The organism is Ferruginibacter sp. SUN106, from assembly GCF_050611765.1.
Lineage (GTDB): Bacteria > Bacteroidota > Bacteroidia > Chitinophagales > Chitinophagaceae > Ferruginibacter.
This window is the reverse complement of sequence record NZ_JBODJC010000002.1, coordinates 1,163,481-1,180,697: the sequence shown is the minus strand read 5'-3', so window position 1 is coordinate 1,180,697 and position 17,217 is coordinate 1,163,481. Positions and strand designations below refer to the sequence as shown.

Below are 17,217 nucleotides of genomic sequence, written 5' to 3'. Positions count from 1 at the left end.
GCACTACTAATTGATATAAATATGTCAGTAAAAAAATTATCTCTTTCAGTTATACTTTGTTGTATTTGGTTTGTAACCACGCAGGCACAAACGCCTGTAACACCACCACCAGCATACCAGCCCGGTGTATACATAAACTATGTGCGTGAGTGGACTCCCACTGCACCCATTAGTGACGCTAATATAGTACCTACACGTATAGTAGAAGAAGTGAAGACTGCTACATCTTATGTGGATGGATTAGGGAGGCCATTGCAATCAGTAAGTAAACAAGCATCGCCAAATAAAAAGGATTTAGTTAGTGCAACGGTATATGATGTATTGGGAAGAGAAACCTTTAAATATTTACCCTTTACATCGACGACCACAAATGGCGGTAATGAAATTACTGACAATGGATCTTTCAAAATGAATCCTTTTCAGCAACAGCAAACATTTATGAATGCACAGTATGGGACACAAGGCGAAACTTTTTATTATGGACAAACAGATTATGAAGCATCACCCTTAAACCGCCCGGTAAAGTCATTTGCGGCAGGTAATAGCTGGGTAGGTAGCAGGGGAACGGCAAATGAAAAAAGTATACAGCAACAATATCTTTTTAATAATGCCAATGATGCAGTAAAAATATTTACCATTGCTGCTGCACAAGGCAGCTTACCCATCACCTCTGCAAATTACAATGCAGGCGAATTATTAAAAAATGTATCTATTGATGAGAGAGGTAAAAAAGTAGTTGAGTTTAAAGATAAAGAAGGCAACGTTCTATTAAAAAAGGTACAGGTAGCCAATACAGTAACAGATGGATATACCGGCTGGCTTTGCACCTATTATGTGTATGACGATTTTAAGCAACTACGTTTTGTATTGCCACCTAAAGCAACTGAGGCTTACTTAGGAGGAACAGCTATCAGCAGTTTTGCGGATGAACTATGTTTTAGGTATGAGTATGATTACCGTCACCGCATGATTATAAAAAAAGTGCCAGGGGCGGCAGAAGTTTATATGGTGTATGATGCAAGGGACAGAATGGTGATGATGCAGGATGGTAACCTTCGCTCACAAAGCAAATGGCTGACTACTGTTTATGATGTTTTAAAAAGGCCTGTGCAAACAGGATTGTTAACTGACGCAACCTCGTTTGCCACATTACTTTCCAATGCCGATGTATCATCTAATTATCCTTCTGTTGCCACTAATTTTGAATTACTCAGCCAAAATTATTACGATGATTATAATTGGGTAGCATCTGCAGGTACAACATTAAGTGCTACAATTGATGCCACTAATCTTACTAATAGCAGTTATTTTCTTTCCAGCTATAATGCAGCTCCGTATTATGCTTTACCCATTACAGCTAACTATGCCATAAAAGGAATGCCGACGGGGAGCAAAGTAAAAATATTAAATAGTAATCCTGTACAATACCTGTACAGTGTAGTATTTTACGATGAAAAAGGCAGACCCATACAAACGCAAAGTATTAATGCTAGCACCGGTAAAGATATAACCACTACTCAATATGATTTTAGCGGAAAACCTTTAAGAAGCTTATTGCAGCACACTAAAGCAGGCATTGCCACCCAAACACATACCATTCTTACTAAAATGGAGTATGATCACTTAGGCAGGATGTTGTATACACGTAAACAAATAACCAGTAATGTAGGCGGGCAAACTATCAGCAGCCCCGAAAAAACAATTGTACGAAACAGCTATGATGAACTTGGGCAGTTAAAAACAAAAAAAATTGGTAATAAACCCAGTAGTGTAACCGAACTGGAATCACTTAGTTACGATTATAATATACGTGGCTGGTTGTTAGGTGTAAACAGGAATTTTGTAAGTAGCACAACGCCACCTCAAGGTACAGGAGGGCCATATTTTGGTTTTGAATTAGCCTACGATAAAACTACGGCATCTGCAAGCGGAAGCTCTTATGCAACAGCACAATATAATGGCAATATTGCCGGTACAGAATGGAAGAGTAAGGGTGATTTTGTAAACCGCCAATACGATTATACTTATGATAATGTAAACCGTTTATTAAAGGCCGATTTTAAACAGGATAATCCTGATGGTACAGGATGGAACAAAAATATTGTAGACTACAGTATGAAAATGGGGAATGGTATCGATTATTCTACAGCTTACGATGCCAACGGTAATATTAAACAAATGCAGCAGTGGGGGCTAAAAATAAATGCCAGCAGCCAGATAGATAACCTTACTTACAACTACGGTTTTAATGGTAGTATGTTAACTAACAAATTACTGAATGTAATAGATGGCAATAACGATAACACCACCATACTAGGCGATTTTAGAGCATCTGCCTTGTATCAGCAAACTATGCCAACAAAAACTACTGGAACAATTGATTACACTTATGATGTAAATGGTAACTTAACCAAAGACAGGAATAAGGATATCGAGGATATCAGCGGCGCCAATGGCATACAATATAACATTCTGAATTTACCATCTGTAATAACGGTAAAAAAAGATGCCACACATAACAAAGGTACTATTAGTTACACCTACGATGGCACAGGTAATAAACTGCAAAAAATCACTATCGAGCCCATGGCTACCGTTACTTACAATGGCAATCCGGTTACTAGCAGTATCACCACGACAACAGATTATATAGCCGGATTTATTTATGAATCTAAAGTCTACTCCGATGCAACATTAAACACTGCCTTCGGATATAACGGTAAGCTGCAATTTGTAGGGCATGAAGAAGGCCGGATAAGACCAGTCTTTAATGGCCAGCTACTAACAGCATTTGCTTTTGACTATATGATTAAAGATCATTTAGGCAATGTGCGTATGGTACTGACAGATGAACAGGAACAGGATAAATACCCTATTGCCAGTTTAGAAGCTGCCAAAGTAGCAACAGAGCAGGGTTTTTATGATATTAACACCAGTTATATAATTAATACAGATGTAAACCCTGTACCGGGCCTGCCTGTTTATACTAATAACGATAATGGCATAGGCAACAATCCTGCAGATGCAACATTTGAAGCAGCTAACAGTAAAAAACTTTATCGCATTAATGGTAGCGAAAATAAAACTGGCCTTGGCATTACATTACGTGTAATGGCTGGCGATAAACTGGATATATTTGGCCGAAGCTATTATAACCAGGCGGTAACTAATAATGGCACCTGCGTCAATTGTTTATTAACAGCCCAAAACCTAGCTGCGGCATTTTTGGGAGCACCTAATGCAACGACAACATCAGGCATCCATGGTGCTGTATCGCCAGCAGTAGTTAATAGCCAGGCGGGTAATGGAATTACCAATATTTTTCAAAACAGTCAAAACTCGCAGGCACTAAGCAATCCGAATAAACCCAAAGCGTTTATTAATTATATCTTGTTTGATGAGCAGTTTAAATATGCAGGTGGTGGCTCAAGTATAGTGGGTGCACAAGGAGAATTTAAACAGCATTATAGTGAGTTGCAGAATATTGTAGTTCCTAAAAATGGGTATGTTTACATCTACTGTAGTAATGAAAGTGTGATAGATGTGTTTTTTGATAATCTTCAGGTGGTGCATACCAGAGGTGCAGTTTTAGAAGAATCTCATTTTTACCCTTTTGGAATGCGGATGGAAGGTATTTGCAGCAAAGCAGCTTCGAAACAGGAAAATAAATACCAGTATAATGGTAAAGAATTACAGAGTAATGAGTTTAGTGATGGCAGTGGATTGGAAGAGTATGATTATGGAGCAAGGCTTTTAGATGTCCAGTTGGGTATGTGGCACAATATTGATCCTTTGACTGAGAAATCAAGAAGATGGACTCCCTATGCTTATGCATTCAATAATCCTTTACGTTTTATTGATCCAGATGGAATGGCAGGAGAAGATGCAAATAATCCACAAACTTTATCAGGAATAACCGTTAGGTCTTCATCAGAGCCCGATAATGGAGTATTTTATATCTCAGATGGCAATGGAGGTTATGTTGATGTGATTGGTGGGGGAGGAAGTAACTCAAAAGGGCTTATAGTTAATGGGGCCTCTTCAGCAAAAACAAAATTTCAAAATTTAATATTAAATGGAACCGGTGGTCATTATAAAGCCAACCTTAGCAAAAAAGGTCAAGTAAGCCTAAATTCAACTGGAGCAAAAGGTGAAATGAATGATAAGCAAACAAATTTTTATAATTTAATGAAAAATGCAACTGATATGACAAAATCAGGCATCACAATTTCACTATTTGAAAGTTCTGAAGATGTTTTTATTGGTTCTTATTACGGGCAGGCTATAGATGTGGATGATATAGATGCTTTTGGCACTGCGAATAATTATGTAAATAAATATGGAGTACTTGGTCATGAAATATATGAACAATCGTTATATCAAAGAGGTTCAGTGGGGATAATGTATTTAGATCATGCCTTGGCAATAAAAAATGCGGAAAATTTGATTAATGGCTCTGAAAGATATGAAGCACAAAAGACCACTAATCTTAAAATTACCGAAACAACCAATGTGACTTTCCCTAACGGAATAATAGGAACTTCAGACAGACAAACAGGAAATTATGATGTTCCGTTTCTTAAGGGAACAACAATAGGTACAGTTCGAATTAATGTTATCTGCAATAATGTTACAGGAATTTGTCTTTTAAAGGAAGAAAAATAATTTTGTGTAAAAAAAACATTTATGAAATTTAAATTTTTATTTCTATTATCTATTTTGACAATAGTTTTTAATAGAACGATCGCTCAGAAAATAGATTCGGTTACGTGCTTAAAAATGGAAGAATCGTTAGGTATTATAAAGCAATTCCTAAAAAATAAGAATTCTGATACTTCTTTAAGACGTGTTTCAGCTATTCATTTCTTAACTGTTACAACAAGAATTCCTTCTGAATCTGATGGAAATTATATTGGACAATTAAATCCAACAGAAAAAGATTATAAAAAATGGCAAAAATGGTATTTTGAGAAATGTTGTAGTATACCTCCAGCTAAAGCTAAAAATTAAATCTATAAGATTAGGAATTAAAAGGAAAGGATCAACTAATAGCGTTGTTAGTTTTCTTCTTTCGGTAATTATCGTCGTTATAGGTATTTGTTTTAACATCCACAAGACATCAACATCATCGACGATGGCCCCTCTGGTATTCGACTAAGGTTCATGCATGGAAAAGAAGCAGTAACATTACTGTAGCCCAGCCAAATCAAACAACTTAACTTACTTACGCTAAATATTGCCTGCAGTTTTTCGCTATAACAATTAATGAATGGAAATATTTGTTTTCAAAAGGTGAAAATGAGAGTATTATAATCAAATGTCTCCGGATCTCAGTTGCTGAAAAAACAGATTACACTTTTCACTCAAGTATTTATGTCAAGAAAGCTAAATATAAAGAGGGAAAGGAATCATTTTATATTTGCAAATAATCTGGTAATTAGGATTATAGCCAAAACACATTTCGAGCAAATCAAAAGCACTATTGCAAAATTCTCTTAAAATACTTTAATGGCCGTAATAACTTCTTTAACTTTTCAGGTTATTAGCAAAAGTGGGTTTTTCTATGAAACAGTAGAAAGGGAAAAATATATCAGTAGCCAAAAAGTAATAATGATTAAGAAATAAACCATTATTTTAAAAAATAGTGAAACTAGTAACAAAACTTTTCTAAACAAAAAATAATCTAAGCAATTAATTTTTAATCGCTTAGATTATTTTTTGTGCTGTAGGGGGAGGGATCGAACCTCCACGAGGCAGTTAGCTGCAGTACAAAGTTCGGTGGTCGACCCCGGTCGCAACAGTATTGCTACTGTCACGGCTCTATGCTGCGTTTATCCTGTTATCCTCACCCCCGAGACAAGGGGGCATGTCTGCCAAAAATTTCATCACCCCACAATTTCAATAGAACTTACCTGCCCGAAAGCAAGTTTGATAACACAAAAGTAAAAAATAAAAACTAATTTAAAAATAATTCAATAAAAATTTTGAAAATATAGAAATTATTCAAATATTTGCAATATTGATTGAATTAATACTAATAAAATATCTATAATGGCAGCAAAATTAAATCTGGATAAACTCGATTTGCAGATCATTCACGAGATGATGGAGACCGCTGAAATCTCTTATGCCGACTTGGGTAAAAAGCTTTTTGTGAGCGGCGGTACCATTCATGTGCGTATTAAGAAGTTACAGGAGTTTGGTATCGTCAAAGGTACAAGGTTGAATGTAGATTTAAAACAATTGGGCTATGATATTACCGCATTCGTAGGTATTTACTTGGAGAAAAGTTCTTTGTACGATAGTGTTGCCAAGGACCTGATGAAGATACCGGAGATTGTAAGATTGAATTATATTACCGGTAACTACAGCATGTTTATAGAAATTGTAACCAAGGATATTAACCAGCTTCGTTTTGTGTTGCATGATGAACTGCAGAAAATAAAAGGCATAGAAAGAACGGAAACTTTTATTTCTTTAGAAGAAGGCTTTAACAGAAATGTGCAGGTGGCACCGGCGGAATAAAAATCTTCTTTAAGTGACGGAAGGTGTTTTTACATCCACTGCATCTCTTAAACCATTGCCCAATAAATTAAATGCCAATACCAACAGCATGATGGCAAAACCAGGGATCAATGCCAGCATTGGATTGTGGGTGATGATAAAATTGTAATTCTCTTTTATCATTAGTCCCCAGCTGGGTTGTGGGGGCTGTACACCAATACCTAAAAAACTCAATCCGGCTTCTACAATAATTGCCGTTGCAAAATTACTGGCAGCAATAACTAATATAGGGCCGAGTATGTTTGGTAAAATATGTTTTACAATAATTCTGAAATTGGTAAAACCCAATGCTTTTGCTGCCTGTACAAATTCCAGTTCTTTAACCGCCATTACCTGCCCACGTACCAAACGTGCCACACTAACCCACATGGTTAGCCCAACAGCAATAAAGATCTGCCAAAAACCTTTGCCCATTGCCAATGTAATGGCAAATACCAAAAGTAAAGTAGGAATGCTCCAGGTAACATTTACCAGCCACATCACCATTTCATCTACCCAGCCTTTAAAATAACCGGCCAGCGCACCAAGGATAATACCGAGTGTTAATGAAATAAGTACTGCAATTAAACCCACCGCTAAACTTACCCTTGTACCAATAATCAAACGGCTTAAAATATCCCTGCCGAATTTATCGGTACCCAGCCAGTATTTTTTGGTGATGATATTTTGTGCAACCAGGTTTTCCGGATGATCTACTGTAAGTTGATTGATAGAATAATATTGAATTACTGAAGTGTCTTCATCAATAAATTTATTAATGAGCAGGCTATCGTTTTTTATTTTATATCCGCTGATGGGGATTAACTTATAGTGATTTTTTTCTCCATTGAAAAGACGGTCTATCCAGTTGCCACCGAAATATTTTCTTTCCGGGATTTTTAAAAATTGCTGAGTGTACCCGGTTTTTTTCGCTTGTATCTCCACTGTTTGTAAATCGGCATTAGGAGAATTATCAGGTGCAATTAAATAGCCAAATATTGCCAGCAGCACCGCAATGGTAATAATGAACAATCCGAATACAGCGCCTTTGTTTTTTTTCAGCCGCTTCCAGGTTTGTTGTTTAAAAGAAAATGATTGCTGCATATTGTAAAAATAAGCTACAAGTGGCAAGCTGCAAGGGGTAACTCAAAACTATAACCAGCTTGCTCATACTCACGACTCACCACTCACGCATTCAGCTCTAACACATCACTCGTCCATTCCCTTATCTCCTGGCAAAGCAATTCATATTCTGCCCAGGGTTTTTCTAAAGTAGGAACGATCTCTTTTAATTTAGCCTGCCAGTCATCGGCATTAAAATTAGCGGGAAAACATTTTTTTAAAACATTGATCATCACCGGCACTGCAGTTGATGCGCCAGGCGATGCACCGAGTAAAGCGGCAATGGTACCATCAGCAGCACAAACCAACTCTGTTCCAAACTCCAGTACGCCACCGTCTTTCTCATCTTTTTTTATTACCTGCACCCTTTGCCCGGCAATTACCAATTCCCAGTCTTCCATTTTTGCTTCGGGGTAATATTCTTTCAAGGCATTCAAGCGGTCTTCTTGTGATTGTGTTACCTGGTGAATTAAATATTTGGTAAGCGGCAGATTATGCCAGCCGGCAGCCAGCATGGGAAACATATTATGCCACTCAATACTTTTAGGCAGATCAAAATAAGAACCGTTCTTTAAAAACTTTGTACTAAAACCTGCAAAGGGTCCAAAGAGTAATTCTTTTTTACCATTGATGATCCTCGTATCCAGGTGTGGCACACTCATGGGCGGAGAACCAACACTTGCCTTACCATATACTTTTACTGCATGCTGCTGAATTATATTTTCATTAGTACATCTAAGCCATTGACCACTAATAGGAAAACCACCATAACCTTCTGCTTCATCAATATCTGATTTTTGTAAAAGCGGTAAAGACCCACCACCTGCACCAATAAAAACAAAATCGCCTTTTGTTACTATTGAATCAGATGTAACTAAATTTTTTACAGTTATCTCCCATGAACCGTCATCTTGTTTTTCCAGGTTTCTTACTTCGTGATTACAATAAATTTTCACGCCATCTAAGTTTTCTACATGTGCCATCATTGCATCAGTAAGTGCACCAAAATTTACATCGGTACCAATATCCATTTTTGTTGCCGCACATTTTTCTGTTGCACTTCTTCCCTGCATAACCAGTGGCATCCAGCTTTTTAATTGTTCTTTGTCTTCAGAAAATTGCATGCTCTTAAAAAGCTCGTTTGCAGACATCGTTTCAAAACGTTTTTTTAAATACGCTACATTTTTATCGCCCCAAACAAAACTTAAGTGCGGTACATGAGTAATAAAATCTTTTGGAGAATTTATGTATTGCTGCTGTACTAAGTAAGCCCAAAACTGTTTTGATATTTCAAACTGTGCCGCTACTTTTATGGCTTTGGAAATATCGATACTGCCGTCTTCTTTTTCAGGACTGTAATTTAATTCGCAAAATGCTGAGTGGCCGGTGCCTGCGTTGTTCCATGCATCAGAACTTTCTTCTGCAGGCTTACTCAACCTTTCAAAAATGGTGATTGAAATATCCGGCACCAGCTCTTTTAAAAATACAGCCAGTGTAGCGCTCATTATACCAGCACCTATTAAAACAATTTTCGGATTAGTGTTACCAGTTAAAATCATTTTTTATTATTTTACGTTTCTGCCTTTCCAGTTATAATTTCCAAATTTACCCAACCATCCGGCAATAACAGTGTATACAATATGAAAGGGCTCCATTAAAGGAAAAAGCCAGAGCAGTTTTCTGTTATTAAAAAATTTTGCAACAGGGGATAGAAAAAATAATTCCACCGCCGTTTTTGTTACCAGTAAAAACAACCAAATTTCAAAAGTGGAAGATGTAAATGTAACAGGATAAATGCGAATGGAGAAAACTGCATTGTTGAATAATGCTATCACCAGCAATACAATAAGCAGCAGGTTAAATAAATACACTATGAGTAGCACTGCAAATATTCTTTTGTCATCGTACTTATCTGCTTTACTTGCCCAGCGGATGCGTTGGTTAAAAAATTCTTTAATTGTTAACACCGGTAGTGTTTGCACAATCGCCGCTTTCGATTTTAAAAATAAAACAGCAGCCGGATCTTGTTTATATATCTTATGCATCAACAACATATCATCGCCGCTGGCAATGGTATCAATACCTGCAAAACCATTAACATCGGAAAATGCTTTTTTGGTATAGGCAAGGTTGGCACCATTACACATGCTGTGCATTTTTTTGTGTACCGATGCTCCTGTAATCCCCTGTAATGTCATAAAATCTAAAGACTGAAAGATTTGTAAGAACATACCTTGTGGCTTGTTCCGATTCGCCGCAAGGCGAATTGCTACCGGCATTACAATAAATGCAGGCTTTTTCTCCTGGTAAAATGCAGCAATGGTTTGTAACCAGTTTTCCGGCGCAACACAATCTGCATCTGTGGTAACAATCAAATCGCCGGTTGATTGCAGAATAGCCATTTCAATAGCCTTCTTTTTGTAAGAATTAATTGCACCCGCAGCAACAAAATCTTTTAGTGCAATCAGTTTGATATTGGGCAGGTTAAAAGCATTTACAATTGTTACAGTGTTATCAGTAGAATGATCGTCAACAACTATTACTTCAAATAATGCTGCCGGGTAAGATTGGTTAATAATGGATTGCAGGCAAACACCAATATTTCCCTCTTCGTTACGTGCCGGAATAATTACCGATATTTTAGTAGCAGGCCTAAAATCCGAAATCACAAATCTAAAATCAAAAATCGATACCCAGCTTTGCCGGTAATAAATAATGAGCACAGTATATACCAGCAGAAAAAAAAATGCTATAAAAAAAACTACCTGCATAGGCGCAAATTAATTCTTATTTGCAATAGTATTGGCTTCTTCAATTATTTGGGAAGGATAATTTGATAAGGCCAGTAATTTAATAGCATTTCTTGTTTTTAAAACACCCGCTTTTAACTCGTGGTCGAATACCAGCTTTTCATTGGCAATATCTTCGGTGAAGTGATAAAGGTCGAATTCGGTTTTTAAAAGGTCTGCCAGTTCAATATCGTGAGTGCTTACAAAAACGATGTTGTTATTTTTATTGAGGTAAGATAAAATGGCTTTTGCTGCTGCTACTCTTTCAATAGTATTGGTACCTTTAAATACTTCATCCAGGATAAAAAGATTTTGAAAAGGCCTGTCAGCCGCTTTTATCAAACTGCCAATGGTATTCACTTCTTCAAAATAATAACTTTTACCTTCCTGTAAACTATCAGTAATTCTTACAGAAGAAAATACTTTTACAAAGGGTGTTGTAAAGGCATCAGCAAAGCAGGTGTAAATGGTTTGTGCTAAAATGGAGTTGATGGCAATGGTTCTTATAAAAGTAGATTTACCAGACATATTGGAACCGGTTATTAAAATACTTTTGTCTGTAACAGTAATAGAATTGGCTATACAATCTTTTATTAATGGATGATACAGGTTTACAGCACTGAATTCTTTTTTATGATTTGTAAATTGTGGTGTGGTGAATTTAACAGTACCCGAACGTAATGCTGCGGTGGAAATGGCAGCATCAATACTACCGATATAATTGATCAGTGTATTGATATCCTCTTTTTTGTTTTTTACTGTTGCAAGGCAGCTAAAAAAACTATGTGTCTCTATTAAAAAGAAAGCTTTAAGCAGTTCCAGCAAAAATAAAAAGGTCTGTGTGATCTCATCATTTGATGGCTGAGAAAAATTTAATAACCTGAATTTTCTTTGAAAGCCTTTGAGGTTATCAATGCTTTTTTGTGTACTTACTTTTTCAAAAGGAATATCTTTTTTTATAAATAGCCTGGCAATATTAATCAGGTTGTTAAGCTGTGGAAATGATTTATTGAAATTGGCCGTGGTATTTTTATTCCTGAAATACAGGAAAATATTTACCGCTAGCGGAAACATTAACCAAAGCAGCAAAACGGGGAATTTTATAGAAAGTAACAATAACAGTATCACCACAATAGTATCTGCAACAAATAACACCGACCATTTTGGTTTCTCCAGAAGTTCATTATCTAACAAATTGGTTATATAGTAAGCATCATGATGACCGAGGGAAGAAAGTAACAATTGTGCTTCTGCCCGGCTTTTTTCATTGGCAGAAAAAAAATCTACCTGTTCATTATAGTATTTTAGATCAGCAGGCTTATCCGTAGGCCTTATCAGTTTATTAAATAAATATTGTTGCCCCGGCTTGCTGGTTGTTCTGTCGATAAAAGCAAACAGGTCGTGCAAATCAATATCTGTAATGGTTTGTGCTGTTAACTGGTGGAAATAGGCTGTAGTGGTAAGTAAGGAAAAGTTTTCTATCAATTCGTAATTTCTGCCCAACGTGTTTGGTTTACCCCATTCTTGCTGTAGCGCCTGTAAGCGTTTTTTCTGCCTTTTTTTAGCTAAAAAGTAGGCAAAAAATGAAAAACCCCAGATGATAAAAAAGCCGGCAAGCAGGTAAATGACTATAGCGCTATGCATAATTTGCTTTAAATAGTATTGGTACAATTGGTTGTAAGGCTAAAATGCGATCCGCACACATATGTAACAAAAATAAATTTTAAATTTTCAAATGAATCATTATCTTTGTTTAGTTGCATAAACAACTATATGCCAAACAACCAATTTAAAAAAGGAGAACTTTACAGCTTTATAACCGGCAAGGCCAGCACGGCAATAGGCAGGCGCCTGCAAAAGAATTTTAAGCAGGCCAACATCGAGATCACCATTGAACAATGGAGTGTATTGTATCATTTATGGAAAGAAGATGGCCTTAGTCAGCAACAGTTGTGCGATGCTACGTTCAGGGATAAGCCGAGTATTACAAGATTGGTAGATAACCTGGAAAAAATAAAACTGGTAAAGCGTAATGCTTCTAAAGAAGACAGGCGTATAAACATGATTGTTTTAACAGATGAAGGCAGAGAACTGGAAGAAAAATGCATGGCGATTGCTAATACCACATTAAACGAAGCGCTTGAAGGCGTAACAAACGGGCAGGTTGAAATTGCAAAGGAAGTGTTGCAGATGGTGTATGATAATCTTAAGTAAGCGTTACGGGTTAAAAAAAGTTACGGGTTAAAAGGTTACGTGTTATTTGATTGTTGGTTTGTTCATTAGGATTCAATTTTTCGCAAACAATCAAATAACCCGTCACTCACCCAGCTCGTAACTTTTCAATACTGATTCTAAAATAAAAAAATCTCAATTATGAATACAACAACATCAACCCAAACATTATTTAAAGGCGGCGAATGGCTGATTAAAGAAAGCAATGCTTTTGATACATTCACTCCCGAAGATTTTAATGAAGAGCAAGTGATGGTGAAAGATATGTGCCTTCAGTTTTTAGCTACAGAGGTAATACCCATTATTGACAGGATTGATAAAATGGAAGCCGGCTTAATGCCATCACTGATGGTAAAAGCAGGCGAACAGGGGTTGTTGGGTGCCAGCGTACCTGAAGCATTAGGAGGATTAGGAAAAGATTTTATCACTTCTACCTTGGTAAATGAAGGCTTAGGTGGCGGCTATTCTTTTAGTGTGGCTATTGCTGCACACACAGGTATTGGTACATTACCTATTTTGTATTTTGGTACCGAAGCACAAAAAGCAAAGTACATTCCTAAATTGGCCAGCGGCGAATGGAAAGGCGCTTACGGACTAACGGAACCCAATAGTGGCAGTGATGCACTTGGAGCAAAAACAACAGCGGTACTATCTGCCGATGGTAAAAATTATATTTTAAACGGGCAAAAATGCTGGATCACCAACGGCGGTTTTGCTGATGTATATACCGTATTTGCAAAAATTGACGGCGATAAATTTTCTACATTTATTGTAGAAAAAGGAATGGAAGGATTTACACAAGGCCCCGAAGAACATAAGATGGGTATTAAGGGTTCATCAACGGTACAATTGTATTTCCAGGATTGTAAAGTGCCGGTAGAAAATTTACTGGGCGAAGTGGGTAAAGGTCACATCATAGCTTTTAATATTTTAAATATCGGACGCTTAAAATTATGTGCCGCAGCTGTAGGTGCTGCTAAAATGTCGGCAGGTAATTCAATTGAATACGCCAAAACAAGAGAGCAGTTTAAAACACCGATCGCCAACTTCGGCGCCATAAAATATAAGTTGGCAGAAATGGCAATACGCATTTTTGCAAGTGAAAGTGCTTTGTACCGCACCAGTAAATGGGTGGATGATAAAGAATTGGAATTAGCTGCGGCTGGAAAGCCATTTAATGAAGCGTTGTTAGGTGCTGCTGAAGAATATGCAGTAGAATGTGCCATCTTAAAAGTACACGGTAGTGAGGTGTTGGATTATGTAGTGGATGAAGGGGTGCAGATACATGGCGGTAATGGTTTTAGCGATGAATATGCTGCCAGTCGTGGTTACAGGGATAGTCGTATCAACCGCATTTACGAAGGTACCAACGAAATTAACCGTTTGCTTACTGTAGATATGATCCTGAAGAGAGCGATGAAAGGTAAGTTAGACCTGATGGGGCCTGCAATGGCAGTGAGTAAAGAATTAATGAGTATTCCTGAATTTGGCAATGATGATGACAGTGCTTTTGCAAAAGAACGCAAAGCCATTGTAAATATGAAGAAAGCTATTTTAATGGTGGCAGGTGCGGCAGTACAAAAACTGATGATGAAAATAAGTGATGAACAGGAAATATTGATGAATATTGCAGATATGGCCATTGAAACTTTTGAGGCAGAAAGCACTTTATTGCGTGTAATGAAACTGCAGGACAAACAAGGCGAAGCTGCAGTGCAGTTACAAACTGACCTGATGCGCTGTTATTTGAACGATGCAGTAGACAAAGTAAACAAAGCTGGTAAAGAGGCCATTAATGCTTTTGCTACCGGTGATGAACAACGCATGATGTTGTTAGGGTTAAAACGTTTTACTAAAACCGAACCATTTAATAGTAAAGATGCCAGGAGAAGAATTGCAGATAAGATGATCGCAGAAAATAAATATCCCTGGTAATTAATTTTTGAATTTATACAACAAGAGGCCTGTTAACAGGCCTCTTGTTGTATAAATAATTACTTAGACTTGGCGTTATAAGGAAATTTTCTTGATGCATTTCTCATTAAAGCATTCACCAATCTATCGGTACTGCTGCCCACGGAGCCCGTGGCATAATAATCGTATTTCCAGATTAACTCTCCCTTTTTTCCTTCATGTATATTAATAGAAGTCTGAACATCGTTGGTGCTGCCCCAGGAGCCGATCAATAAACCAACTGCAAGTGCTGCACCCTCGCTCATGGGTTTTTTCATAGCAGCACGGGAAGAGATTACTGCATCTACACCTAATAACTGGCAAAGCTCCTCTTTGGTTTTTGTTGATAGTGAATTGTAAGATATACTTGCCTGGCTTAGCAACGCATTGGTTTTACTGATATCCTGGAATGTAACCGTATACTTAAACTTATCACTTCTTTTTAAAAACCAGGAATACATTTTATCCTGTATATCTCTGCCTGTACTTTCTTCTGATTGGCTGATTTGTTCCGGCGTGGTTTTCTTCATTTCATTTGGCCTTAGTTGAATATTAACGTCTGTGGGTAATATAGCAACAATTTTGTGTGAACTGGTTTTGTCACTAAAATCTGCAGTTTTGTAAATAGTGGGACCACAACCGGTAATAAAAATAATAAGGGCAGTCAGTACGATAAATGTTTTTTTCATAAAAGGTATTTTAATAAAGATAACAGGCAGTATTTATCAAAAAAAATAATTTTGGTTACAACACACTAATTTTAGCATAGCAGTAACTTTTAAATTAAATACTGCTACTTTAAATTGTAATACTTTTAGCTTTGGATTTAATAATAAAAAATATGCAAAAATTATTTCTTCTGGTTTCCATCTTTTTAGTAACCAAGGTAGCAGCGCAGGATAAACCATTTATTAAACTGGTAGAGCCGCTGAAGGAGAATAACAACGTAAAAGTATCCCGTAATTTTTTAATTGGCAGTACTTGTAAAACCTGCAATCTTACAGTAAATGGAACAGCTGTAAAAGTATATCCCACCGGTGCATTTGCTTACGAACTAAATTTAAAAACAGGCGATACCGCTTTTAACATGATTGCATTTGCAACACCCGGTCAATCGGTTAATAAAAAAATATTGTATAACTATTCTTTGCCTGCACCACCCGATACGGTTAAAACATTAAATATTGCAAGTATCGAAACTTTTCCCGAAGGCAACTTAATGCTGCAACCAGGCGATAAAATAAAATTTAAAGTAAAAGCATTAACAGGTTGTACGGTTGTTGCAGGAAAAAATATTCCCTTGTACGAAGTACCGAATGCAATGCCGGGAATTTACCAGGGTGAATATGTGGTAAAGGCAGGCGATAGTTTTTTAGTGAGTAAACTTCCTGTTACCATTACAGATAAAACGGGCAACACAATTACTAAAGAAACCAGCAATACTGTATCTATGTTTTCTCCCTATAACCCGATGATTGCTGTAACAAAAGGAAGGCTGGCACATTTGCTGTTTGGTTTGGGAGAAGATAGATTGGGTGGTGCCAAAATTGGTTATGTAGATTCGCTTGTACTATTGAATGTAGTGGGAAAAGTGGGCACTAAATACAAAGTACAATTATCAAAATACCGTACCGCATTTATTGATGATGATGCCGTACAATTTTTGCCCAAAGGAAATTTTACGCCGGAATCCCTTACCGGAAATTTAAGAACCTACGGCGATTCATTATTTGATTATGTAACTGTAGGATTGTTTGCAAGATTACCTTATCAGTCTTTTCAATTAGTTGATCCATCAAAAATTGTGGTGGATGTTTTTGGTGCCACCAATAATACCAACTGGATAACACAACTGGAAAATGTAAAAGAAATAAAAAATGTTTATTATGAACAAACAGAAGATGAAATTTTCAGGATCACTATTGAGCTGAAACATCCGCAGCATTGGGGCCACCAGGTGTATTACAAAGGCAATATGCTGGTGGTAAAAATAAAACGCCAGCCCGAAAACCTATCATTGGATCATTTAACCATTGCCGTTGATGCCGGCCACGGTGGCAGCAATACCGGCGCAGGCGGGCCAACAGGCTCATCAGAAAAAGCATTGGCTTTAGCGGTATCATTAAAACTGCAGAAAAGTTTAGAGCAACAAGGCGCTAAAGTTATTATGACAAGAACCAAAGAAAAGTTTGTTGATAATAAAGACCGCATTTTATTTTACCGGGATAGTACTCCCGATCTTTTAATCAGTATTCATTTAAATTCTTCTGCAGACCCGATAAGAATAAGTGGCACCAGCACTTACTATCGCTATATTGGTTTCAGAGACTTAAGTCATGATATTTACAAACGCATGCTGGAATTAGGATTGAAAGAATATGGTAATACCGGTAGTTTTAATTTTATGCTCAACAGCCCCATTGAATATCCAAATGCTTTGGTAGAAACATTATTCATCAGTAACCCCGAAGATGAAATGAAAATTTTAGATGACAATTTTCAACAACAGATTGCTGATAAAATAATTTCAGGGATAAAAGATTTTTTAGAGAGCTGTAAAAAAGAGAGGCAGTAATAT

11 protein-coding genes are annotated in these 17,217 nt (G+C 36.9%); 6 read left to right on the top strand and 5 right to left on the bottom strand.

All coding sequences use genetic code 11. From position 1 onward, the window contains the following. Positions 1 to 21 precede the first annotated feature (21 nt). The 3 genes from ACQ334_RS10900 to ACQ334_RS10890 all read left to right on the top strand — a co-directional run bounded on the left by ACQ334_RS10900 (position 22) and on the right by ACQ334_RS10890 (position 6,525). A complete protein-coding gene (locus ACQ334_RS10900) occupies positions 22 to 4,665 on the top strand; it encodes a DUF6443 domain-containing protein (protein ID WP_430988239.1) in 4,644 nt (1,547 codons plus the stop codon). Positions 4,666 to 4,686: 21 nt separating this feature from the next. Then, complete coding sequence (locus ACQ334_RS10895) at positions 4,687 to 5,010, top strand: hypothetical protein (RefSeq protein ID WP_430988238.1); 324 nt, start codon at positions 4,687 to 4,689, stop codon at positions 5,008 to 5,010. Positions 5,011 to 6,051: 1,041 nt separating this feature from the next. Then, the gene (locus ACQ334_RS10890) at positions 6,052 to 6,525 is read left to right on the top strand and encodes an Lrp/AsnC ligand binding domain-containing protein (RefSeq protein ID WP_430988237.1); all 474 of its coding nucleotides are present in this window, start codon (positions 6,052 to 6,054) and stop codon (positions 6,523 to 6,525) included. Positions 6,526 to 6,534: 9 nt separating this feature from the next. Here the strand turns inward: ACQ334_RS10890 and ACQ334_RS10885 are convergent, their stop codons facing one another. From ACQ334_RS10885 to ACQ334_RS10870, 4 genes are all read right to left on the bottom strand, one after another. Beyond that, positions 6,535 to 7,647 (bottom strand): ABC transporter permease, encoded by a 1,113-nt coding sequence (locus ACQ334_RS10885; RefSeq protein WP_430988236.1) that lies wholly within the window; start codon positions 7,645 to 7,647, stop codon positions 6,535 to 6,537. 83 nt (positions 7,648 to 7,730) lie between these two features. Continuing rightward, positions 7,731 to 9,224 carry a malate:quinone oxidoreductase gene (locus tag ACQ334_RS10880; protein ID WP_430988235.1) on the bottom strand — a complete coding sequence of 498 codons (1,494 nt, stop codon included), beginning with the start codon at positions 9,222 to 9,224 and terminating at the stop codon, positions 7,731 to 7,733. Between the two features lie 6 nt (positions 9,225 to 9,230). Then, a complete protein-coding gene (locus ACQ334_RS10875; RefSeq protein WP_430988234.1) occupies positions 9,231 to 10,436 on the bottom strand; it encodes a glycosyltransferase in 1,206 nt (401 codons plus the stop codon). A gap of 9 nt (positions 10,437 to 10,445) precedes the next feature. Then, complete coding sequence (locus ACQ334_RS10870; protein WP_430988233.1) at positions 10,446 to 12,098, bottom strand: MutS-related protein; 1,653 nt, start codon at positions 12,096 to 12,098, stop codon at positions 10,446 to 10,448. 129 nt (positions 12,099 to 12,227) lie between these two features. On the opposite strand from ACQ334_RS10870, the gene ACQ334_RS10865 reads away from it, so the two are divergent. Next, positions 12,228 to 12,668, top strand: coding sequence for a MarR family winged helix-turn-helix transcriptional regulator (locus ACQ334_RS10865; RefSeq protein ID WP_430988232.1), 441 nt, complete (start codon positions 12,228 to 12,230; stop codon positions 12,666 to 12,668). Positions 12,669 to 12,827: 159 nt separating this feature from the next. Then, positions 12,828 to 14,621, top strand: a complete 1,794-nt coding sequence (locus ACQ334_RS10860) for an acyl-CoA dehydrogenase family protein (RefSeq protein WP_430988231.1) — start codon at positions 12,828 to 12,830, stop codon at positions 14,619 to 14,621. 59 nt (positions 14,622 to 14,680) lie between these two features. On the opposite strand, the gene ACQ334_RS10855 is transcribed toward ACQ334_RS10860, so the two are convergent. Then, on the bottom strand, positions 14,681 to 15,328 hold the full coding sequence (locus tag ACQ334_RS10855; protein ID WP_430988230.1) for a hypothetical protein: 648 nt from the start codon (positions 15,326 to 15,328) through the stop codon (positions 14,681 to 14,683). A 152-nt stretch (positions 15,329 to 15,480) separates the two neighbouring features. Between ACQ334_RS10855 and ACQ334_RS10850 the strand changes: the two genes are divergently transcribed. After that, positions 15,481 to 17,214, top strand: a complete 1,734-nt coding sequence (locus ACQ334_RS10850; RefSeq protein ID WP_430988229.1) for an N-acetylmuramoyl-L-alanine amidase — start codon at positions 15,481 to 15,483, stop codon at positions 17,212 to 17,214. Positions 17,215 to 17,217 lie beyond the last annotated feature (3 nt).